We start from the raw sequence: 22,607 nt of genomic DNA, 5'->3' as shown, positions 1-22,607 counted from the left end.
CACGAAAGCGATGCTTTCGTCCCTTTTCAGGGATGAATGTATCGTTTTTTTGCGTTCAGGACAAATTAATCAATGGGGGTATTTTCGATGAAACCATTAAAACCGTTGACGGGTGCACAAATCCGTCAGATGTATCTCGACTTTTTCCAGTCTAAAGGACATGCAATCGAACCAAGCGCATCGCTCGTTCCAATCGAGGATCCAACATTACTGTGGATCAACTCGGGTGTCGCTACGTTAAAAAAATATTTTGATGGACGAGTCATTCCGCAAAATCCGCGGATTGTCAACGCGCAGAAATCGATCCGGACGAACGATATCGAAAATGTCGGAAAAACAGCACGTCACCATACATTCTTTGAAATGCTTGGAAACTTTTCTGTCGGCGACTACTTCCGTGAAGATGCAATCAAATGGGGCTGGGAACTCTTGACGAGTGACGAGTGGTACGGACTTGATCCGGACCGTCTTTCCGTGACGATTCATCCGGAAGACGACGCAGCACGTCAAATCTGGCTTGAACTCGGTGTGCCGGCTGAACGTATCATTCCGCTGGAAGATAACTTCTGGGAAATTGGTGAGGGTCCTTCAGGTCCGAACACAGAGATTTTCTTCGACCGCGGACCGGCTTTCGGCGACGATCCGAACGATTCTGAATTGTATCCGGGCGGCGAAAACGAACGGTATCTCGAAATCTGGAACATCGTGTTCAGTCAATATAATCATGATGGACACGGCAATTACACAGAATTACCGCGTAAAAACATCGATACCGGGATGGGTCTTGAGCGGATGGCGAGCGTCATGCAAGATGTGCCGACGAACTTTGACACGGACTTGTTCATGCCGATCATCCATAAGACAGAAGAACTCAGCGGTAAACTTTACCGTGAAGACACAAAACTGGATGTCGCGTTCAAAGTCATTGCTGATCACATCCGGACGGTTGCCTTTGCAATCGGAGACGGTGCGTTGCCTTCGAACGAAGGACGCGGTTATGTCTTACGCCGCCTGCTTCGTCGTGCTGTCCGTTATGCAAAAATGCTCGGAATCGAACGTCCGTTCATGTACGAGCTCGTTGATACAGTCGGTAGCGTCATGGTCGATTTCTATCCACAAGTTCCAGAAAAAGCAGATTTCATCAAACGTGTCATTAAAAACGAAGAAGAACGATTCCACGAGACGTTACATGATGGTCTTGCCATCTTAAACACCGTGGCACAAGCAGCGAAGAGTAACGGTGAACACGTCATCAGCGGAGAAGATGCCTTCCGTTTGTATGATACGTATGGTTTTCCACTCGAATTGACGGTTGAATATGCGGAAGATCATCAGATGTCTGTCGATGAAGAAGGATTTAAACGGGCAATGGATGAGCAACGGAAGCGTGCTCGTGCTGCCCGTGAAGACGGCGGTTCGATGCAACAACAATCAGAAGTGTTAGCAACGTTGACTGTTCCAAGCCAGTTCATCGGTTATACGGACCTTGAGACGGATGCTAAAATCATTGCTTTGTTGCATGATGGAGAACGAGTGACAGAAGTCGCTGCCGGCGAAGAAGCACAATTGTTGCTTGATATTACACCGTTTTATGCAGAAAGCGGTGGAGAAGTGGCGGACACAGGAACCATTACAGGTCCTGATTTCGTCCTTGATGTCAAAGATGTTCAAAAAGCACCGAACGGTCAAAACCTGCATACCGTTATTGTTCGGACGGGGATTGCTTTGGCAGATGCGACAGTTCATGCAACAGTCGAAGCGTCGTCACGTCAAGCCATCACAAAGAACCATACTGCAACCCACCTGTTGCACAAAGCATTAAAAGATACACTCGGGACACACGTCAACCAAGCTGGTTCACTCGTTTCGGCAGATCGTCTCCGGTTTGACTTCTCGCACTTCGGAGCAGTCACGGCTGAAGAATTGACAACTATCGAACAGGATGTCAACCAAGCAATCTGGGCATCACTTGCAGTCGACATTGAAGAGATGAACATTGCTGATGCGAAAGCAAAAGGTGCAATGGCTCTGTTTGGTGAAAAATACGGTGAGACGGTTCGTGTCGTTTCGGCTGGAACATATTCCATCGAATTATGCGGTGGAATCCATGTTCGAAACACGGCAGAAATCGGTCTGTTCAAGATTGTTTCCGAATCAGGAATCGGAGCTGGAACACGACGGATTGAAGCAGTCACAGGCGCTGGAGCATACCATGTGATGAACGGTCACCTGCAGACACTCGAGCAGGCAGCACGCGTACTGAAAACGAAGACGACTGAAGTACCGGGACGGATTGAAGCACTTCAAGTCCAGCTCCGCGAAACGGAACGTGCACACGAATCCCTACAAGCAAAACTGGCAAACATTGAAGCAGCATCATTGAAAGAGGATGTCGAGCAAATCAATGGAGTCCAAGTCCTTGCGAAGCAAGTCGACGTCTCAGATATGGATGCGCTTCGCGGTATGATGGATGAATTGAAGTCGAGTCTCGGTTCGGCAATCATCGTCCTCGGCAGCGCGCAGGGAGACAAAGTCAACCTCGTTGCAAGTGTCTCGAAAGACTTGATTGATCAAGGATACCATGCCGGTAAACTGATCAAGGAAGTAGCGACGCGTTGCGGCGGTGGCGGTGGCGGCCGCCCGGACATGGCACAGGCTGGCGGAAAAGATCCTGCAAAATTAAACGAAGCTCTTGCGTTTACTTCACATTACGTGCAATCACTGGCATAATAGAGAAGTAGTGTAAATGAAAGAGGTGATTAACGTGAGTCAGATGGATCAAACGATGAAATTTAATTTTCCAGAAGACGATAGCCAGGCGGCAACACGCGAAGTATTGCTGACGGTCTATCATGCTTTAGAAGAAAAAGGCTATCATCCGATCAACCAAATCGTCGGATATCTACTTTCCGGTGATCCTGCTTACATTCCTCGTCATAACGATGCACGTAATATGATCCGAAAGATTGAGCGTGATGAACTACTGGAAGAACTCGTGAAATCTTATCTATCGGAGAGTGGAGACAAAAAATGAAGCGTGCCATCGGACTTGATGTCGGTTCGAAGACGATCGGTGTTGCGGTGAGTGATTTGATGGGCTGGACAGCACAAGGCATCGAGACCATCAAATGGACAGAACCTGAATATCCGGTCGCCTTCAAGCGACTCGAGGCAATTATTAAGGAATACGGTGTCGAAATCATCGTCATCGGACATCCGAAAAACATGAATGGATCAATTGGTCCCAGAGCTGAGGCGAGTGAAGCGTTCGCGCGTGAAATCGAGACGCAGACAGGCCTTTCGACCGTTCTTGTCGACGAGAGATTGACGACGATGCAGGCAGAACGTATGCTGATCGATGCCGATGTCAGTCGAAAAAAACGGAAACAAGTCATCGATAAGATGGCAGCAGTCATGATCCTACAATCTTATTTGGATCGGGCAAATCGATAAGGAGGAAATGAGATGTCTGAAGAAAAACGGCAGTATCTCTTTCCTGATGAAGACGGTGGCGAACATCTTTTCGAAGAATGGTACCGTTATGTCAGTGAGCGAACCGGCAAGACCTATCTATTTCTCGAAATGATTGGTCATCCGGAAGAGGGCGCAGATGATTTGATCATTTGTGAAATCGACGAGTTTGGCGAAGGCGAAGATGATTTTGAATTGAGCCTGATTGATGAAAACGATGAGCAGACTTGGGATGAACTTGAGGCTGCATTAAAGGAGCGGATGAATGATGCAACAGAATGAACCTACACATTACGTAATTCCCGATGGAGAAGGTAATGAATTTAAATTTGCCGAGCGTTTACGGTATGAAAGCCCGCGCTCAAGCAAAACGTATATTTTCCTTGAGCCAGTCGGCGCGGATTATGATGAAGCAGAAGAAGTCGACATCTTTGTTTATGAGTTAGAAGAATATGGTGATGGTGATGATGACTTCAACCTAGTTCCGATCGCAGAAGACGATGCAGAAACTTGGGATGAAATTGAAGAAGTCTTTAATACATTAGAAGACGAGCTTGACTAAACCGACTCGTGTATAAGGTGGTGTCGTCAGAGCAGCAGCTCTTTCGATATCACCTTGTTTTAAGAGAAGAAGGAGGAACCGATGGAGAATGAATGGAAGAAAAATGCTGAAATCGAACAGAAACGTCGCCGGACATCGCGCCGGATTACGTTAATCATCCTTTCAGTATTATTCACGATTTTCTTAGTAGCAGGAGCAGCCATCTACATCTTTTTAAAGAGTTCACTCGAGCCGGTCAACGAAGAGGCGACGAAGTCCGTCAAAGTCGAAATTCCCTTAGGCGCCGGAACAAGTACGATTTCAAGCATTCTCAAGGAAAAAGATTTAATCGCGAACGAAACGATTTTCCGCTATTATGTCCGCTATAAGAATGAATCGTCATTCCAAGCCGGGACATACACATTGACGCAAGCGATGACACCGGATGAAATCATCAATGAGTTAAAGACCGGAACGATCATGAAAGCAGCAGATGTTAAAATTACGATCCCTGAAGGAATCACGATGGATCGTCAAATTGCCATCATTGCGAAAGCAACCGGTTTTAAAGCTGACTCGATCCGAAAATCATTGACGGATGAGGCGTATATCAAGACATTAATTGACAAGTATCCGATGTTAACGGATGAAGTGACAAAGCAGGGAGTCCTTTATTCACTCGAAGGATACCTTTTCCCGGCGACATACGAATTCGACAAAGGAAAAAGTATCAATCAAATTGCCGAAACGATGTTAGATGAGACGGAAAAGATTTATGATGAGAACACCGATGCGATTAAGAAATCAGGCATGACCTTCCATGAAGTGTTGAGTCTCGGATCGATGGTCGAGCGGGAAGCCGCAACACCAGACGATCGTCGTGAGATTGCCGGTGTCTTTACGAATCGCCTCAACGACGGGATGAAACTCCAATCGGATCCAACGGTCTGGTACGGTACAGGAGAGAATACAGCACTGACGACATTGAAGGATCTTGAGAACAATTCGAAATACAATACGTACAAGTATGAAGGTATTCCGATTGGTCCGATTTCAACGGTCAGTAAAGATTCAATTCTTGCCGTCCTTAATCCGAAAAAGACGAAATATGTTTATTTCTTTGCCCGACCACCAAGTGATAAAAATCCACGGGGGCAAATTCTTTATGAGGAAACCTATGAGGAACATCAACGAAATGTTGTGAAGTATAAACCGGAATGGGTCGAATACGAAGCAAGTAAAGAGCAATGAACAGGGGGTTGATCGGGAACGGTATGTTCGTTCCCGGTCAACCTGTTTATGCGCAGAAGGAGTGAATTCCGAATGAATGATTTTACAGCGTATGTCGAAGGGATGATTCGACCGCGTGATCCCTTGTTACAGGAAATGGAAGCATACGCGAAAGAGCACCATATTCCAATCATTGAACTGACGGGATCGGAAGTTTTGTTATCGTTGTTGACGTTACAACAACCGAAACGAATTCTTGAACTTGGAACAGCGATTGGTTACAGTGCGATTCGGATGGCTCGTGCCTTACCGGATGCCCGGATCACGACAGTAGAACGAAATGCGAAACGATACGCCGAAGCCAGGATGTTCATTGAACGATCAGACGTCGCGGACCGGATTGACATCGTTTTTGCTGATGCAGTAGAATTAGCCGAAACCCTTGAACAGCAGTTCGATGCCGTATTCATCGACGCAGCGAAAGGACAGTATAAAAAATTCTTTAACGGTTATGGGCGATTGGTGCCAATAGGCGGAGTTTTATATACGGATAACCTGTTTTTGCACGGAGATGTCCTTGAGACAGATCCGAAGACCTTTGACCGGAGAAGACGGCGCCTTGTCCGTCTGGTTAAAGAATTCACGGCATGGATGATGGAGCAAGATCAATATGATACGACGATTTTCCCACTTGGAGACGGTGTGTCCGTCAGTCGGAAAGTAAAGTCGGAATGAATGATGGAGGTACGAATTCAATGCAAAAACCGGTTGTAATTGGTGTGGCTGGAGGAACAGGTTCAGGAAAGACGACGGTCGCACGGTCACTTGTCGACGCGTTCCCGAGTGAATCCATCGTCATGATCGAGCAGGATGCTTACTATAAGGATCAAAGTGAATTATCGATGGAAGAGCGTTATCAAACAAACTATGATCACCCGTTTGCCTTTGATAACGATTTGCTGATTGAACACATTAAGGCACTGCGAGAAAATCAGGCGGTTGAAAAACCGGTCTATGATTACGTTGCGCACACACGGGCAACGGAGACGATTCCGCTTGATCCACGTGACGTCATCATCGTCGAAGGTATTTTAGCGCTTGAAGATGAACGTTTACGGGAATTGATGGATATTAAAGTCTTCGTGGATACAGATGCCGATGTTCGGATTCTGCGCCGGATGCAACGTGATATGAATGAACGGGGACGTTCGATTGATTCTGTCGTCGAGCAGTATACGAAAGTCGTCCGTCCGATGCATCTTCAGTTTTGTGAACCAACAAAACGATATGCTGACATCATTGTTCCCGAAGGTGGCGAAAACCACGTGGCAATCGATTTACTCGTCACGAAGATCCGGGCGATTCTCGATTATCGGTCTTCACTTGATCAAAGAGGATATTGATTCCAAAAAAGATGTGAATATACTATACTAGTGGAATAAAAAGGAGCGTGACAAAAATGGCAGAAAAACAGTATTACATGACGCTTGAAGGTAAAGCGAATGTTGAAAACGAATTAAACGAACTGAAGTCAGTCCGCCGTAAAGAAGTTGTCGAAAACATTAAGATTGCCCGTTCATTTGGTGACTTGTCGGAAAACGCGGAATATGATTCAGCGAAAGAAGAACAAGCAATGGTCGAAGGCCGGATTGCTCAATTGGAAGAGATGTTACGCAACGTCGCCATCATCTCGGAAGATGAGAAGGATATCTCGGTTGTTGGTATCGGGACAACAGTTACATTCTTGATCCTTGAAGACAATGAAGAAGAAACGTATACGATTGTTGGTAGTGCAGAAGCCGATCCGTTCACTGGGAAAATCTCGAACGAATCACCAATCGCTAAAAGTCTGTTCGGTCACAGCGTCGGTGAGCAAGTATCCGTTCAAGCACCCGGCGGAGATTTCGCTGTAAAAATTACATCAATCAAGTAAATAAGAACGGACAGCAGCCGGAGCAATCCGGTTTTCTGTTTGAACGGGGGGAAAAGACATGCCAATCGCAATCATCGGAGCGATGGAAGAAGAAGTAAACTTACTTCGAAATGAATTATCGGAACGAAAAGATACCGTCATTGCCAATTATCATTTTTATGAAGGATTGTTGAACAGTGTCCCGGTCGTTATCTTAAAATCCGGTATCGGAAAAGTAAATGCCGCAATCGGAACGACATTACTGCTTGATCATTTCAAGCCAAGTGCCGTCATCAATACCGGTTCAGCCGGCGGATTCAGAGCCGGTTTAAAAGTCGGTGATGTCGTTGTTTCGACGGAAGTCCGTCATCACGACGTCGACGTGACAGCGTTCGGTTACGAGTATGGTCAAGTACCGGGAATGCCGGCTGCCTATACAGCTGATCCAAAACTGATTGCAACAGCGGAAGCTGTCATTGAACGAATGGATGCGATTCGGGTCGTCCATGGTTTGATCGTGACAGGTGATTCGTTCATCCATGATACGGAGCGTTCAAATCTCATTAAAACGAACTTCCCGGATGTCGCGGCAGTTGAGATGGAAGCGGCACCGATTGCACAAGTTTGCCATCAGTTCGATGTTCCGTTCGTCGTGACACGTTCGATTTCTGACAGTGCCGATGAAGAAGCATCTCTGTCATTTGATGAATTCTTGGAGATTGCTTCGATTAATTCAGCGAAGATGGTCATGGAAGTCGTCCGCACATTAGCTGATTCAGAGTAATCTGGATTACGTGAAAGAAGGTCTCTCAACGGGAGACCTTCTTTTCTCTTTGACAAAATGTGTTTAACGCTTTATATTAGTACCAGATACTAATTTCAAAGGAGCAATCATATGAATATCGGAATTGTAGGACTCGGTACATCATTACCCGAACATCGGATGACAAATGATGATTTAGCAGCGACACTCGATACGAGTGATGAATGGATTCGGACACGTACAGGAATCGGCGCGCGACGGATTGCAGATGATGCAGTCGATGTCACTGATTTAGCGACGGAAGCAGCGGAAAAAGCATTAGCGGATGCTAACTTGACAGCAGACGACATCGGATTGATTGTTGTCGGAACGGCAACCGGACGTGCTTTCCCGTCAACTGCCTGTATCGTTCAGGAGCGGATCGGCGCACTCGGTGCGACAGCTTTTGATATTAGCGCAGCCTGTAGCGGATTCATTTTTGCCCTACAGACGGCTTCGAGTATGATGACGGCAACGGAATCGAAGCATGCACTGGTCATTGGTGCAGAGAAGATGTCCAGCATCGTTGACTGGTCAGACCGGTCGACAGCCATCTTGTTTGGTGATGGCGCTGGAGCGGTTGTCCTCGGTCCAACCGAGCAGCAAGGATTGAATGCCTTTGAACTTGGCACGGATGGCCGCGGAGCACATCTGTTATTTAAAAACCTGGATGGTCCGATTGAAATGAACGGTCGGGAAGTCTTTAAGTTCGCAGTCCGCAAGTTACCGGACATCGTGGAAAAAGTCATTCAAAAAGCGGACGGAACACTGGCCGAACTTGATTTACTGATTCCGCATCAAGCGAATTTACGGATTATTGATGCAGCACGTGAACGGCTTGGAATTGAAGAAGCGAAAGTGATCGTGACGATTGACGAACATGCGAATACATCTGCTGCGTCAATACCACTTGCACTAGAAGAGGCACGGCGACAAGGAAGATTGTCACCGGGGACGACACTTGTCCTCGCCGGATTCGGCGCAGGTTTGACATGGGGGGCAGCTTACATTACTTGGACTAAAGGGGAGAACACATAAAATGATGAGAAAACGTGTAGTAGTAACAGGTATGGGCGCACTGACGCCAATCGGTAATGATGTCGATACATTCTGGAATGCGTTAAAAGCCGGTGAAAACGGGATTCGTCCGATGGAACGTCTTGATATCGATGAGTATCCGACGAAAGTAACAGGAGAATTACAGAATTTTGATGTCACGGAATTCATCGAAGCAAAGGAAGCCCGGAAAATGGACCGTTTTGTTCATTATTCGCTCGTCGCAAGTATGGAAGCCGTCAAAAATGCTGAACTGGATGTTAAAGCCAATGCTGAACGTATCGGCGTCTGGATCGGATCAGGAATCGGCGGCGTCGAGACGATTGAAAAACAGGCGAAAATCTATTTTGAACGGGGACATCGTCGTGTCAGTCCATTCTTCATTCCAATGATGATTCCAAACATGGCAAGTGGCCAAGTTTCGATTTATACAGGAGCAAAAGGACCGAATAACTGTTCCGTCACTGCATGTGCTTCCGGTACAAACGCGATTGGTGAAGCGTTACGCGTCATTGAACGCGGCGACGCGGACGTCATGATTGCCGGTGGAGCAGAAGCACCGATTACCAATCTTGCTTTTGCTGGTTTTTGTGCCAATAAAGCGATGTCGACGAACCATGATCCAAACACGGCAAGCCGTCCGTTTGATGAAGGCCGTGACGGATTTGTCATGGGAGAGGGTGCCGGAATCCTGGTACTTGAAGAGTATGAACATGCGATTGCCCGCGGTGCCAAAATCTATGCAGAAGTCAGCGGATACGGATTAACAGCCGATGCTTACCATATCACAGCACCAGATCCAGACGGCGACGGCGGAGCGCGCGCAATGGCGATGGCGATTCAAGATGCAGGTATTGAACCGGCCGCCGTTCAATATATTAATGCTCATGGAACAAGTACGCCGATGAATGATGTACTTGAAACGAAAGCGATCCATACCGTATTTGGAAATCATGCTGAAAAATTAGCCATCAACTCGACGAAGTCGATGATTGGTCATTTACTAGGCGGTGCCGGTGGAGTAGAAGCCATCGCGACAATTAAATCGTTGCAAGAACAAATCGTTCACCCGACGATTCATTTGGAACAACCGAGTGAAGGGTGTGATCTTGATTACGTGCGCGAGGGAAGCCGGTCATGGGATGTGGAGTATGCCCTCAGCAACTCGCTTGGGTTCGGTGGTCATAATGCTTCACTCGTCTTTAAACGCTATCACGCGTAATATCGCATAGGAATAGAAGAAGGAAAAGCGATTTAACGGTTCGGATGACCGTTAAATCGCTTTTTTGAATAAAGAAATTTAGCTTTATTTTATAAAAAGTCACACAAAAAACTAAAAATTCCACTTATTTTCAAATTGTTTTGAAAAAATATTTAGAAAAATCGGATAAAAGGTTTGCAAAATTATCAGAACATTGTAAACTATTTGTAACGAGAGGTTTTGGTCGAATAAAAGTAACGACTTTTTTTTTCGCTCAAAAACCTTAGATTACTAGCTTTGGAAATTTTAGGGGGGTCATCGTATCATGAAAAAGAAAAGTTTTGCACTGGCTACATCTGTAGCCCTCGTTTCAAGCGCGTTCCTTGCAGCTTGTTCGACGACTGATTCAAATGACACATCATCGGGCGACAAAAGTTCAGACAAAAAATCAAGTGAGCAAACGCTAAACTTGATCGAAAGTGCTGATATTCCGACGCTTAACCCAACAACTTCTACGGATGCCGTGTCGTTCAACGTCTTGAACAACACGATGGAAGGTCTTTATCGTTTAGATGACAAGCAACAGCCGACACCAGGTATTGCTGAAAGTCACACAGTTTCTGACGATAAATTGACGTACACATTCAAGCTACGTGATGCTAAATGGTCGGACGGTACACCAATCACAGCAAAAGACTTCGAATATGCTTGGAAAGAAGTCTTGAACCCGGAAAATGCTTCGCAATACGCGTATGTCTTCTACAACATCGAAGGTGCTGAAGAATACAACACGAAAAAAGGCGAGCGTGATGCGGTTGGCGTCAAAGCAGTTGACGACAAGACATTCGAAGTCAAATTGAAAGCACCAGCGGATTACTTCCTTGGTTTAACTGGATTCGGTCCATTCATGCCGAAATCGGAAGAACTTTCGAAAAAAATCGGTAAGGACTTCGGTTCGACAGCAGATAAATCACTTTACAACGGACCATTCAAGTTAACAGAATGGACACGTGAACAAGGCTGGAAAATGGTCAAAAACGACAACTATTGGGATAAAGATAGCGTCAAGTTGAACACAATCAACGTCAAGGTCGTTAAAGAAATTTCAACAGCAGTTAACCTTTACGAAAAAGGCGATATCGACCGTGCTGGTCTCTCTTCAGAATTCGTTGCTCAGTATCAAGATAATGACGAGTTCAAAACAAAGGGTGAATCTACAATCTTCTACCTTTACTTGAACACGAAAGTCAAAGCATTAAACAACGAAAAAATCCGTCGCGCAATCGACATGGGTTACAATAAAAAAGGAATCACGGACGTCATCTTAGCGAACGGATCACTTCCTGCAAACTATCTCGTACCAAAAGATTTCGCGAAAGATGCTGACGGAAAAGACTTCCGTGAAAAGTACCCGACATTCAACGAGTACAATGCAGACGAAGCGAAAAAACTATGGGAAGAGGGCTTAAAAGAAATCGGTCAAAAATCGGTTGAACTTGAGCTTCTTAACTACGATAGTGATGACGCGAAGAAAATCGGTGAGTTCTTGAAAGGTGAGCTTGAGAAGAACCTTCCAGGCATGAAAGTCACAATCAAGCAACAACCGTTCAAAAACAAACTTGATCTCGAAAACAAAGGCGACTTTGAGTTCTCATTCGCCGGCTGGGGTCCTGACTACCAAGATCCAATGACGTTCCTCGATCTCTTCTTGACTGACGGACCATACAACCGTGGTAAGTGGTCAGATAAAGAGTACGATAAACTCATCAACGATGCAAAAACACAAACGGATGCTACAAAACGTTGGTCAGAGCTTCAAGAAGCAGAGAAAATCCTTCTTGATTCTGCAGCCATCTCGCCTGTTTATCAGCGTGGACGTGCATTCATGGTTAAACCATACGTTAAAGGGATTGTCGAACATAACTTCGGCGCAGATTTCTCGTACAAATGGGCTTCAATCGAAGGTAAATAAGTATAAAAAGCGTTCCCTTAACTGGGAGCGCTTTTTTTGTTGCGCAAATAAAAAAACCTTTCTTCTAAAAAAATAAGAAGAAAGGCAAGAATCGTTGAAAGACACCTAAAATTATTTCTTTACTTTTGCGCGTTTCCGTTGGAGTCCCATCGCTTTTTCGACTTTCGCCAATTTACGTGAAGCAACCAGATCTGCTTTGTCGCGACCATTGTCAAGAATCAAATCGAGTTCTTCTGAATCAATTAAGTCGTAATAACGTTGCTGGATCGGTTCTAGTTCAGCAACGATGACTTCTGCGACATCTGATTTAAATACACCATAGTTCAATCCATCATACTTTGCTTCCAAGTCTTTGATTGAAATACCAGCCAGCAATGAATAAATTTCGAGCAAGTTTGAGACGCCCGGTTTGTTTTCCCGGTCAAATCGAACGATCCCCTCGGAATCCGTTACGGCAGACTTGATTTTTTTGCGAATCACGTCCGGAGCGTCGAGCATCGAAATATAGCCTTTTGGATTTGTATCCGTTTTTGACATCTTTTTATCGGGAGACGTCAAGCTCATGATACGGGCACCCGTTTCGGCGATGACCGGCTCCGGCATTTTAAATGTTTCGTAATAGCGGCTGTTAAAACGTTGCGCTAAGTCACGTGTCAACTCGATATGTTGTTTTTGATCGTCGCCGACTGGAACAAGCTCTGCATCATATAAGAGAATATCGGCTGCCATCAAGGTTGGATAAACAAATAATCCAGCACCAATCCGGTCTTTGCCTTGCGACTTATCTTTATATTGTGTCATACGTTCCAGTTCACCCATACCGGACAGACATGTCAGCATCCACCCGAGCTGAGCGTGCGCTTTAACTTCCGACTGGACGAAGATTGTTGATTTTTCAGGATTGAGTCCGCTTGCGATATAAAGTGCAGCAAGCGCCCGTGTATTGTTCATAAGTTCAATCCGGTCAATTTCGACCGTGATGGAATGTAAGTCGACGATACAGTAATATGCATCGTGTTCGTTCTGCAGATTAACAAAGTGTTTCATCGCGCCAATGTAGTTACCAAGCGTCACCGTACCCGTTGGCTTAATGCCTGAAAAAATCGTTTTCATGAGAATCCCTCCAAAAAATGAAATAAAAAAGATGACACATCCCTTGAATCATTCAAGGGACGAGTCATCGCGTTGCCACCCAAGTTGCTAGAAAACTAGCCGCTCATTTGCTGTAACGGGCAGACCCGTCTGATTCTACATCATTTCGAATCAGCCACTCCGAAGTCCATTCCATCTGCGCCGACTGTCCATTTCCACCATCCATGGACTCTCTGTAAGTGGTTATCAGATGTACTACTCTCCATCACTGTGTTCTCGTATAACGTTATCTCCACTTTAGCACATGTTTCTTCTAATCGTCATCAAAATTCCGTCAAATGAACGATAAGAGTAAAGAGACGACGATACAAATAAAACCACTCGAGAGATAAGGAACCGTCCGGTTAGAAGCCCGCTTTTGTTTTGCTTCTAAAAGTTCACTTTCTTCATCCTCGTCTTCGTAATAATCCCCATCGACTTCCCGTAACTTCGCTTCCCGTTGCTTTTTAAAGCCTGCAGTGATGCCTTTAAAAAATCCATTGGCAGACATATTGGAGAAGAATCCGATAGCAAGTAACAGGAAGCCGGCAATGAACAAGCCGCCTGACAAGTGATAAACAAATGAATGGGTAGCGTCGGTGGCGACGGCCCAAATCGTGTAGACAGTTGTTAAAATCAAAGCAATCAGAAGCGGGCGTAATAGTTTAGCAGACATGATGAACCTCCTACGGCAAGATGATGATTTCATTATACGCAAAGTCAAGGATTGTTACGACTCTGTACTATTCAGGACGTATAAAATAGCAAATAGTGTGACTATTCACTTGACGATATTGTTATTCTCACATAAAATCAATTTATCACTTCGTTTAAGTTTTTGAAACTAGGTCAATGCGTTTTGGGGAACGTTGAGGCAGTTTCGACGAGATGTCCAAAAATCGTTTATATTAAGCGGTTTTGAAAATGAAAAGGAGATGACTCACCGATGAATAAAAAAACAGTCGGTCTCGCGTTATCAGTTATGCTTGCAGGAAGCGTTGTACTTGCAGGTTGTTCAACAACAGGTGACGGAGATAAAGATGCAGGTTCTTCTAAAGGCAAAAAAGTTTTACGATTAACGGATACTTCTGATATTACGACGGTCGATCCGGCACAAGCAACAGATGCAGTTGCGTTCAACATGATCGGAAACACGATGGAAGGTCTTTACCGGTTAGACAAAGACGGGAAAGCGATTCCGGCACTTGCTGAAAAAACAGATATCTCAAGTGATAACCTCACATATACGTTTACGCTTCGTGATTCTAAATGGTCAGATGGTACACCAGTCAAAGCACAGGATTTTGAATTTGCATGGAAACGTGCCGTCGATCCAAAAACAGCTTCCGGTTATGCATACATCTTTGATACGGTCAAAAATGGTGCTGATGTCTCACAAGGAAAAAAACCAGTCGACGAGCTAGGTGTCAAAGCGATTGACGACAAGACACTTGAAGTTAAACTCGAACGTCCGGCACCATACTTCCTTTCACTCACATCATTCGGAACTTATACACCAATCAGCGAAGATTTCTATAACAAAAACAAAAAAGACTTCTCGCTTAAACCGGATAAACTTCTTTACAACGGTCCTTTCGTTTGGACATCTTGGAAAACGGATTCAAAACGTATTCTGACGAAAAACGAAAACTATTGGGATAAAGATGCCGTTAAACTCGATGAGGTCTCGATCAGTGTCGTTAAAGATAACTCTACCGTTGTAAACCTGTATGATACGGACGAAATCGATTATGCCGGCCTCACGTCAGAGCAAGTTGCGACATATGAATCAAAACCTGAATTCAAGACCGCACTCCGTTCATCGATTGCTTACTTGAAGTTCAACAATGAAGACGCCACAATGAAAAACGTCAATGCGCGTAAAGCGATCGCACGGGCAATCGATCCAAAAGGGATCACGGATACGTTACTTGCGAACGGTTCGATTCCGACTACAAGCTTCATTCCGAAAGAATTCATCAAAGATGACGCAGGTAAAGACTATACAAGCGACATCAATTGGTTCGACCGGGATGCGAAAGAAGCAGCTGATCTTTGGAAAAAAGCAAACGGTGATAAGAAAGCAACGATTGAACTCTTGTCATTCGATAGCGAAGACGCGAAGAAAATCAGTGAATACATGAAGGGACAGATTGAGAAAAACCTTCCGAATGTCACTGTTGCGATCAAACAACAACCGTTCAAAAATAAACTGGATTTAGAAGCAAAAGGCGATTACCAAATGTCTTATGCGCTTTGGGGTCCGGACTATCAAGATCCAATGTCGAACTTATCGATCTTTGAATCGACAAACAGTCAAAATGACGTCAAATACAAATCGTCTGCCTACGATAAATTGTTGAACGCTGCCAACGAAGAATCAGATGTCGCAAAACGTCTTGATCTCTTTAAACAAGCAGAGTCACAATTGATCGAAAAAGACCAAGCGATCGCACCGATTTATCAAGCGGGTGCTGCATTCCTGAGTCGTCCGACGGTCAAAGACTTTAACCGTCAAGTTTTTGGTGCTGACTTCCAGTACAAATATGTTGATGTGAAGTAATTGAAAATGGGAGCGTCCTTGAGAACGTTTTCAAGGAACGCTCCTGTTTTATACGATTTTTTCTGAATGGAAACTCATTTTGTTAGCAGAAATGTGAAATTTTCGTAAAAAATAGGTTCTAATTACTTTGTTAGCAAAGTATAATGGAATCAAACGAAAAATTCTGAAATATTGGTTAACTGTGAAAAAACAGCGGCCAGGGGGGCGTCAATCAGTCCAAAATAAAAAAGAATTTTAATTTTTACGACAAAATTCTTGAATGTTCCGACAATTTTGGGTCATACTGATTTTATTGATGTTTCGAAAAAAACAGAAAATCTTTATAGGGGGTGCCATCTATGGGCCGTTATTTAGCTCAACGCCTTGTTTACGGCGTACTGACGTTTTTACTCATCGCTTCGTTCACTTTCTTCCTAATGGATCTGTTACCAGGTTCACCGTTCCAAAACCAGGAGAAACTTTCTCCTGAACAGTTAGATATCCTGCGGGATAAGTACAACTTGAATGATCCGCTTCCACAACGCTATGCAGCGTACATGGTCAACTTAGTTCAAGGAGACCTCGGTGTATCATTTAAATATGACAGCCGTCCAGTAACAGATTTGATTATGGAACGAATTGGACCATCCGCTCAATTAGGTATTCAAGCCCTTGTTCTCGGTGTAGTTCTTGGTCTTGTCCTCGGTGTTGTCGCGGCTCTTCGCCACAATACAGCAGTTGATTACGGTGCGATGTTCATTTCGGTACTAGGGATTTCCGTGCCATCATTCGTATTTGCGTCACTTCTTCAATATTATATCGGAGTGAAATGGGGCGTATTGCCAGTAGCCTTCTGGGAAAGTCCAGCACATACGATTCTTCCGACCGTTTCCTTATCGCTTGGAGTAACAGCCTCAATTGCCCGTTTCGTTCGAACGGAGATGCTTGAAGTCACCGGTCAGGATTACGTGACACTTGCTAAAGCAAAAGGCCTAGACGGTCAATCGATCACTTGGAAACACATGGTGCGTAACGCCTTGATTCCAGCCATCACGATTCTTGGACCAATGACAGCAGCCTTGATTACAGGAACATTCGTTATTGAAAAAATCTTTGCCGTACCGGGTCTTGGTGAATTGTTCGTTTCGTCCATCACACAAAATGACTATACGGTTATCATGGGGACAACGCTGTTCTTCTCGGCAGTCTTTATCTTTATGATCTTGCTCGTCGATATTCTGTACGGTGTCGTCGATCCACGGATTCGTTTGGGGGGTAGCAAATAATGGCAGAACAAAATTCAAACGCAAAAGCAGAACAGTTCGACTCATCACTGTTCCAACCAGTAGAATTTAATGAACAAGCGGGTGAGCGGATTGCCGGAAAAAGCTTAAACTTCTGGCAGGATGCCTGGACACGCCTTCGTAAAAACAAAGCGGCAATCCTGTCGCTCGTCATCATCGTCATCATCGCACTGTTATCACTCTTCGGACCGATGTTGTCCGGTAGAGATGCTTATACCCAAACGATCACTCAAGCTAAACTACCGCCAAAAATTACAGGTCTTGAGTGGGCTGGTTTTGACGGAATGGCAACACTTGGTGAAAAGCCAATCGATTTTTATGAAACGAAACAAGTCAAAGATACATTTTGGTTTGGTACGGACCATCTCGGTCGTGACTTATGGTCACGTGTCTGGGAAGGAACACGAATTTCACTCTTCATCGGTCTTGTCGCAGCAATCATTGATGTTCTAGTCGGTGTCACGTATGGCGGAATTTCTGCTTACTACGGTGGACGTGTCGATAATATCATGCAACGGATTGCGGAAATCCTGACAGGGATTCCGAACTTGATTTTAATCATCTTGTTCATCTTGATTCTTGAACCCGGAATCACGACCATCATCCTCGCGATGACGATCACCGGCTGGATCGGGATGAGTCGACTCGTCCGCGGACAGATCCTGAAACTTAAGAACCAGGAATTCGTTCTTGCAGCACGCACACTTGGTGCTTCTAGCGCACGTTTAGTATTCAAGCATTTGATTCCAAATACACTCGGTACAATCATCATTTCATTGATGTTCACGATTCCAGGTGCAATCTTCTTCGAGGCTTTCCTAAGCTTCATCGGTCTTGGTCTTGCTCCACCACAACCATCACTGGGTACATTGATCAATGAAGGGTACAAAGAATTAAAAACATTCCCTTACTTGCTCGTCATCCCATCGACAATCCTCGTACTTGTCATGATCAGCTTTAACATGCTAGCCGATGGATTACGTGATGCGTTCGACCCACGTCTACGTCGCTAACGGAAATAAGAGAGGAGTTCATCCACAATGGAAACTATTTTATCAGTACGCGACCTGACTGTCGCTTTCCATACGTATGCTGGGACGGTTCAAGCCGTCCGCGGCGTATCGTTTGATTTAAAGAAAGGCGAAACACTTGCCATCGTTGGTGAATCCGGTTCAGGTAAATCGGTTACATCAAAAGCTATCATGCGTTTGATTCCAAATCCTCCCGGTGAAATCACGAAAGGTGAAATCATGTTTGACGGCCGTGATCTGGTCAAACTCTCTGATAAAGAGATGCAAAAAGTACGTGGTCGTGATATCGCGATGATCTTCCAGGATCCGATGACATCATTAAATCCGACGATGACCATCTTCAAACAGATTGCCGAAGGTTTGAAACGCCACCAGGGATTGACAGGCGATGCAGCTAAAAAACGGACGTTAGAATTACTGACACTCGTCGGAATTCCGAACCCGGAAGCACGTCTGAAACAATATCCGCACCAACTATCAGGCGGGATGCGTCAACGGATTGTTATCGCGATTGCACTGGCTTGTAATCCTAAAGTCTTGATTGCCGATGAGCCGACGACAGCACTCGATGTTACGATTCAGGCACAGATTCTTGAGTTGTTAAAAGACATCCAGCAAAAAACAGGTACAGCTATCATCTTCATCACACACGATCTTGGTGTCGTAGCGAACATGGCAGACCGTGTAGCGGTTATGTATGCTGGGAAGTTGATTGAAAAAGGAACGGTCGATGAAATTTTCTATGAGCCACGTCACCCTTACACATGGGGACTGCTTGGATCAATGCCACGACCGTCTGACGATCGTTCGCAAGACTTACCGGCAATTCCTGGAACACCACCGAACTTATTGCACCCACCAGTCGGTGATGCATTTGCACCACGTAATCAGTACGCAATGAAAATTGATTTCGAGAAAGAACCTCCGTTCTTCCCGATCACAGATACTCATGAAGCGGCAACTTGGTTATTACATCCACAAGCACCGTATGTAGAACCACCGGTAGCCATCCGCGATCTTGCGCTGAAATATCGTCCAGATAGCACATTCGCGAAATCGCTTCTGAAAGGCGGTCTAAAGTAATGGAGAATCGTAGTAAATTACTTGAAGTAAAGAACCTCAAACAACACTTTAATATCGGTCGTGGTCGTGTCGTCAAAGCAGTTGACGGTTTATCATTCGATATCTATGAAGGAGAAGTTCTTGGTCTTGTTGGAGAGTCAGGTTGTGGGAAATCGACAACGGGGCGTTCAATCATCGGTTTATACGATGCGACAGACGGAGAAGTCCTTTTCAAAGGTGAAAATGTTCATGCTAAAAAATCGCGTAAAGAGAAATTGAAATTCAACCGTTCGATGCAGATGATTTTCCAAGATCCATATGCATCGTTGAACCCACGGATGACGGTCGGGGATATTATCGCTGAAGGAATCGATATTCACGGTCTTGCCAAGTCGAAAGACGAGCGGAACAACCGTGTATATGATCTTCTTGAAACAGTTGGTCTAACGAAAGAACACGCGAGTCGTTATCCGCATGAGTTCTCAGGTGGACAACGTCAGCGGATCGGGATTGCCCGTGCGTTAGCCGTCGAACCAGACTTCATCATTGCCGATGAGCCAATCTCTGCACTAGATGTATCGATTCAAGCCCAGGTCGTCAACCTGATGAAACAATTGCAACGTGATCGCAGTCTGACGTATCTGTTTATTGCCCATGATTTATCAATGGTCAAATATATCTCAGATCGAATCGGAGTCATGTATCAAGGTCACCTCGTTGAATTGTGTGATGCGGATCGCCTTTATGAAAATCCAGTCCATGCCTATACGAAATCCTTGTTATCAGCAATTCCACTTCCGGATCCAGAGCATGAGCGGACACGTAAGCGGATCATTTATGATCGCCCGACAGGCGGAGCGGTTGGGAAATCGAGTGAAGACTCAAGCATCCCGCCGTTGCGCGAAATCGAACCGGGTCATTATGTCTCGATGACAGATGCAGAACTCGAAGCGTATCAAGCACAACTTGTGTAATTTAACCAAACTAAAAGGCATTCCTGAAGTTATTCGGGAATGCCTTTTTTTAATTTTCGGAAGCAATACGGGGAAGGTTGTTGAAACGGTGGACAACCGAGTCAAGAGCATGCAGACGGCTGACGGCTTCTTCGAATGGAATTTTCTCATAATGATGAAGACCACCCGGTTGTTCTTCAAGCGTATCGGCATCATGGACCAATTGTTGCAATGGAGTCCGGTTAATCGTCCCCGGTGGTAAATAGGAATCTGTGTGCAACAGAACGGCAAGGGCGATTTCTTTTGCCCGTTCCGGTTCTTCACCGAGACGAATCAGTAATTTATGGGCCCGTTCCGCTCCTTTGATCGCATGGATGTCATTTTGACGGTAGAGATCATAATTCCATGTGCCGTCTGTATACCATTCATAATGACCGATATCATGAAGCAGGGCAGCCTTCGTTGCTGTATCTGCATCCAGACCACGCTGGGTAGCGAGTCTCAACGCCTGTTCTGCTACAGAAATGGCATGATTCAAGCCGGATCGTGCTAAATATTTTTGGGCAATCGGATGTTCAATGATAGTGACAAGGGTAACTGGCATAAAAAATAACTCCTTTCACGAGTAAGTATTTCTATACACTTTACGTGAAGTGGCGAGCAATTGCAACTATTTACTAAAGACAAATCGACAATCTCACATAATTAATTGCTTCAAGTAGGAATAGAAATCAGGTAAACGTGGTATACTAATTAATGTAGAAGATGATAATTTAGCTTTCGTTGGTTAACAGTTCTTTTTTCGGACCGAGTGAGGTGTCGGAGTATGAAAGAACGTGATAAAAAGAAAAAGTTGAAAAAACGCCTTTTGCGGGACATTTTTGAAAAAAAATTAAAAGAGATTAAACTCCCTAAAGCAAAAGAGACGATTTCTCAACCCTTTGATCACACACCAGCTTGCTGAAGCCACCTGGTGGCTCTAGCAAGTTTTTTTACGAAAAGTTCTTTCATCTCAAAACATATATCGGGTTTTATTTTTTAATGAAAATCAAAGTAAACTGTCAAGTAATAGAATCATCAACTACTGGGTAATAAATTTACGCAGGAGAAATGATGTGAAATCAGGGGGAGGATGTTTTTCAATGGTAACACTCTATACTTCACCAAGCTGTACTTCTTGTCGTAAAGCGCGCGCGTGGCTTGAAGAACATGAAATCCCATTTGTGGAACGTAATATTTTCTCAGAGCCATTATCGCTTGATGAAATTAAACAAATACTTCGTATGACAGAGGACGGAACAGATGAAATCATCTCGACACGTTCGAAAGTCTTTTCAAAATTAGATGTGTCGGTAGAAAACTTATCGTTACAACACTTGTATGATTTGATTCAAGAATATCCAGGTTTATTACGCCGTCCAATTCTGATTGACGAAAAACGTCTTCAAGTTGGATACAACGAGGATGAAATCCGCCGCTTTTTACCGCGAAAAGTCCGTACCTTCCAGTTGTTGGAAGCTCAGCGCCTTGTCAACGAGTAAATTGTCATGAGCACGCTGCTTTCTGAGCAGTGTGCTTTTTGTTACCGCCTAAAAAGGTTAAAATAGAGATAACAAAGGAATATACCCTATATGTTTAATGATTCTTTTGAATCTATGTGAAGTGCTCGTTCGTATACTAGATAAGAGCGAGAGGAAAGGAGTGGACATATTGAAAATCGAACGCGTCAATGACAACACCGTCAAGTTCTTCATTACGTACACGGACATCGAACGCCGCGGCTTCGCCCGAGACGAGATTTGGTACAACCGTGAACGTGGAGAACAGTTATTCTGGCAGATGATGGATGAAGCGAATGAAAAAGAGTCCATCTCCTTCGAAGGTCCACTATGGATACAAGTACAGGCATTTGAAAAAGGTTTAGAAGTCACTGTTACAATCGCTAAAACAACGATTGACGGAGAACAAGTTGACGAAGATGAGTTGGATTCGTTACTTCGTTCCGCAATGTCTGATGCGGAAGAAAAAGAAACGGAACTCAGTCAAGATGTCTTATTTGAAACAACAGATTTCGAGCATATCATTGCCCTTAGCCAATATGCAGAAGCACCGATCTTCGAAGAAGTGAAAACGTCTCTTTATCAAAAAGACGGACTCTACCTGTTGCACCTTCACTTTAAAGAAGAAACAGAAGTGGAAGAACAGGAAAATGTAATGAGTCTGATTGCAGAGTACTTGAGCTTTAGTGAACAGACGATTCATCCTGTAGCAGAGTATGGAAAAATAATCGTACCTGGCGATGTCTTTACGTTCATTCGGAAGCATTTTCCGAATTAACAGAATCAAACGGTACAATCAAAAAGGACTGCTCCAATTTGTTTGGAAGCAGTCCTTTGTTG

The 22,607-nt window shown here is 44.6% G+C and carries 24 protein-coding genes and 2 other annotated features (1 of these 26 only partly in view); of the genes, 21 read left to right on the top strand and 3 right to left on the bottom strand.

What is annotated here, in order from left to right:
* Positions 1 to 27: a binding site (T-box leader), on the top strand (it extends 191 nt beyond the left edge of the window).
* A 60-nt stretch (positions 28 to 87) separates the two neighbouring features.
* From alaS to KNP93_RS01585, 13 genes are all read left to right on the top strand, one after another.
* Complete coding sequence (gene alaS / locus KNP93_RS01645; RefSeq protein WP_131502703.1) at positions 88 to 2,730, top strand: alanine--tRNA ligase; 2,643 nt, start codon at positions 88 to 90, stop codon at positions 2,728 to 2,730.
* 34 nt (positions 2,731 to 2,764) lie between these two features.
* Positions 2,765 to 3,034: an IreB family regulatory phosphoprotein gene (locus KNP93_RS01640; RefSeq protein ID WP_026827846.1), complete on the top strand. Its 270-nt coding sequence runs from the start codon at positions 2,765 to 2,767 to the stop codon at positions 3,032 to 3,034.
* A complete protein-coding gene (gene ruvX / locus KNP93_RS01635) occupies positions 3,031 to 3,453 on the top strand; it encodes a Holliday junction resolvase RuvX (protein WP_026827847.1) in 423 nt (140 codons plus the stop codon). Before KNP93_RS01640 ends, ruvX begins: the two co-directional genes overlap by 4 nt.
* A 12-nt stretch (positions 3,454 to 3,465) precedes the next feature.
* Positions 3,466 to 3,753 (top strand): DUF1292 domain-containing protein, encoded by a 288-nt coding sequence (locus KNP93_RS01630; RefSeq protein WP_012370940.1) that lies wholly within the window; start codon positions 3,466 to 3,468, stop codon positions 3,751 to 3,753.
* The gene (locus KNP93_RS01625) at positions 3,737 to 4,033 is read left to right on the top strand and encodes a DUF1292 domain-containing protein (protein WP_233494510.1); all 297 of its coding nucleotides are present in this window, start codon (positions 3,737 to 3,739) and stop codon (positions 4,031 to 4,033) included. The genes KNP93_RS01630 and KNP93_RS01625 overlap by 17 nt, the downstream gene beginning before the upstream one ends.
* Positions 4,034 to 4,114: 81 nt before the next feature.
* Positions 4,115 to 5,263: an endolytic transglycosylase MltG gene (gene mltG / locus KNP93_RS01620; RefSeq protein ID WP_114595354.1), complete on the top strand. Its 1,149-nt coding sequence runs from the start codon at positions 4,115 to 4,117 to the stop codon at positions 5,261 to 5,263.
* A 72-nt stretch (positions 5,264 to 5,335) separates the two neighbouring features.
* Complete coding sequence (locus KNP93_RS01615) at positions 5,336 to 5,977, top strand: O-methyltransferase (protein ID WP_131502702.1); 642 nt, start codon at positions 5,336 to 5,338, stop codon at positions 5,975 to 5,977.
* Between the two features lie 20 nt (positions 5,978 to 5,997).
* Entirely contained in the window at positions 5,998 to 6,645 is a 648-nt protein-coding gene (udk, locus tag KNP93_RS01610) for a uridine kinase (RefSeq protein WP_012370936.1), read from the top strand.
* Positions 6,646 to 6,701: 56 nt separating this feature from the next.
* Positions 6,702 to 7,175 carry a transcription elongation factor GreA gene (greA, locus tag KNP93_RS01605; RefSeq protein ID WP_012370935.1) on the top strand — a complete coding sequence of 158 codons (474 nt, stop codon included), beginning with the start codon at positions 6,702 to 6,704 and terminating at the stop codon, positions 7,173 to 7,175.
* Positions 7,176 to 7,233: 58 nt separating this feature from the next.
* Positions 7,234 to 7,938 carry a 5'-methylthioadenosine/S-adenosylhomocysteine nucleosidase gene (mtnN, locus tag KNP93_RS01600; protein WP_131502701.1) on the top strand — a complete coding sequence of 235 codons (705 nt, stop codon included), beginning with the start codon at positions 7,234 to 7,236 and terminating at the stop codon, positions 7,936 to 7,938.
* A gap of 111 nt (positions 7,939 to 8,049) precedes the next feature.
* Entirely contained in the window at positions 8,050 to 8,994 is a 945-nt protein-coding gene (locus KNP93_RS01595; protein ID WP_131502700.1) for a beta-ketoacyl-ACP synthase III, read from the top strand.
* A 1-nt stretch (position 8,995) separates the two neighbouring features.
* Complete coding sequence (gene fabF, locus KNP93_RS01590) at positions 8,996 to 10,234, top strand: beta-ketoacyl-ACP synthase II (protein WP_131972451.1); 1,239 nt, start codon at positions 8,996 to 8,998, stop codon at positions 10,232 to 10,234.
* Between the two features lie 304 nt (positions 10,235 to 10,538).
* Positions 10,539 to 12,185 (top strand): peptide ABC transporter substrate-binding protein, encoded by a 1,647-nt coding sequence (locus KNP93_RS01585; RefSeq protein ID WP_214852808.1) that lies wholly within the window; start codon positions 10,539 to 10,541, stop codon positions 12,183 to 12,185.
* A gap of 111 nt (positions 12,186 to 12,296) precedes the next feature.
* Here the strand turns inward: KNP93_RS01585 and trpS are convergent, their stop codons facing one another.
* Together trpS and KNP93_RS01575 are read right to left on the bottom strand one after the other, a co-directional pair.
* Positions 12,297 to 13,298, bottom strand: coding sequence for a tryptophan--tRNA ligase (gene trpS, locus KNP93_RS01580; protein ID WP_131502698.1), 1,002 nt, complete (start codon positions 13,296 to 13,298; stop codon positions 12,297 to 12,299).
* Between the two features lie 52 nt (positions 13,299 to 13,350).
* Positions 13,351 to 13,555, bottom strand: a binding site (T-box leader).
* A gap of 56 nt (positions 13,556 to 13,611) precedes the next feature.
* The gene (locus KNP93_RS01575; protein ID WP_131502697.1) at positions 13,612 to 13,992 is read right to left on the bottom strand and encodes a DUF3899 domain-containing protein; all 381 of its coding nucleotides are present in this window, start codon (positions 13,990 to 13,992) and stop codon (positions 13,612 to 13,614) included.
* A 270-nt stretch (positions 13,993 to 14,262) separates the two neighbouring features.
* On the opposite strand from KNP93_RS01575, the gene KNP93_RS01570 reads away from it, so the two are divergent.
* The 5 genes from KNP93_RS01570 to KNP93_RS01550 all read left to right on the top strand — a co-directional run bounded on the left by KNP93_RS01570 (position 14,263) and on the right by KNP93_RS01550 (position 20,229).
* Positions 14,263 to 15,879 (top strand): peptide ABC transporter substrate-binding protein, encoded by a 1,617-nt coding sequence (locus KNP93_RS01570; protein ID WP_131502696.1) that lies wholly within the window; start codon positions 14,263 to 14,265, stop codon positions 15,877 to 15,879.
* Between the two features lie 338 nt (positions 15,880 to 16,217).
* Positions 16,218 to 17,144 carry an oligopeptide ABC transporter permease gene (opp3b, locus tag KNP93_RS01565; protein WP_131502695.1) on the top strand — a complete coding sequence of 309 codons (927 nt, stop codon included), beginning with the start codon at positions 16,218 to 16,220 and terminating at the stop codon, positions 17,142 to 17,144.
* Complete coding sequence (gene opp3C, locus KNP93_RS01560) at positions 17,144 to 18,175, top strand: oligopeptide ABC transporter permease (RefSeq protein WP_114595364.1); 1,032 nt, start codon at positions 17,144 to 17,146, stop codon at positions 18,173 to 18,175. Before opp3b ends, opp3C begins: the two co-directional genes overlap by 1 nt.
* A gap of 27 nt (positions 18,176 to 18,202) precedes the next feature.
* Positions 18,203 to 19,276, top strand: coding sequence for an ABC transporter ATP-binding protein (locus KNP93_RS01555; RefSeq protein WP_026827862.1), 1,074 nt, complete (start codon positions 18,203 to 18,205; stop codon positions 19,274 to 19,276).
* Positions 19,276 to 20,229 (top strand): ABC transporter ATP-binding protein, encoded by a 954-nt coding sequence (locus tag KNP93_RS01550; protein ID WP_131502694.1) that lies wholly within the window; start codon positions 19,276 to 19,278, stop codon positions 20,227 to 20,229. The genes KNP93_RS01555 and KNP93_RS01550 overlap by 1 nt, the downstream gene beginning before the upstream one ends.
* A 49-nt stretch (positions 20,230 to 20,278) precedes the next feature.
* Here the strand turns inward: KNP93_RS01550 and KNP93_RS01545 are convergent, their stop codons facing one another.
* Entirely contained in the window at positions 20,279 to 20,812 is a 534-nt protein-coding gene (locus tag KNP93_RS01545) for an HD domain-containing protein (protein WP_131502693.1), read from the bottom strand.
* 222 nt (positions 20,813 to 21,034) lie between these two features.
* On the opposite strand from KNP93_RS01545, the gene KNP93_RS01540 reads away from it, so the two are divergent.
* The 3 genes from KNP93_RS01540 to mecA all read left to right on the top strand — a co-directional run bounded on the left by KNP93_RS01540 (position 21,035) and on the right by mecA (position 22,545).
* Entirely contained in the window at positions 21,035 to 21,172 is a 138-nt protein-coding gene (locus tag KNP93_RS01540) for a hypothetical protein (protein ID WP_012370921.1), read from the top strand.
* A gap of 178 nt (positions 21,173 to 21,350) precedes the next feature.
* Positions 21,351 to 21,749 (top strand): transcriptional regulator SpxA, encoded by a 399-nt coding sequence (gene spxA, locus KNP93_RS01535; protein ID WP_012370920.1) that lies wholly within the window; start codon positions 21,351 to 21,353, stop codon positions 21,747 to 21,749.
* A 169-nt stretch (positions 21,750 to 21,918) separates the two neighbouring features.
* The gene (gene mecA, locus KNP93_RS01530) at positions 21,919 to 22,545 is read left to right on the top strand and encodes an adaptor protein MecA (RefSeq protein ID WP_131502691.1); all 627 of its coding nucleotides are present in this window, start codon (positions 21,919 to 21,921) and stop codon (positions 22,543 to 22,545) included.
* Positions 22,546 to 22,607 lie beyond the last annotated feature (62 nt).

The sequence above is a fragment of the Exiguobacterium sp. s166 genome, from assembly GCF_018618855.1.
Classification (GTDB): Bacteria; Bacillota; Bacilli; order Exiguobacteriales; family Exiguobacteriaceae; genus Exiguobacterium_A.
This window is presented reverse-complemented; position numbering and strand designations above follow the sequence as displayed.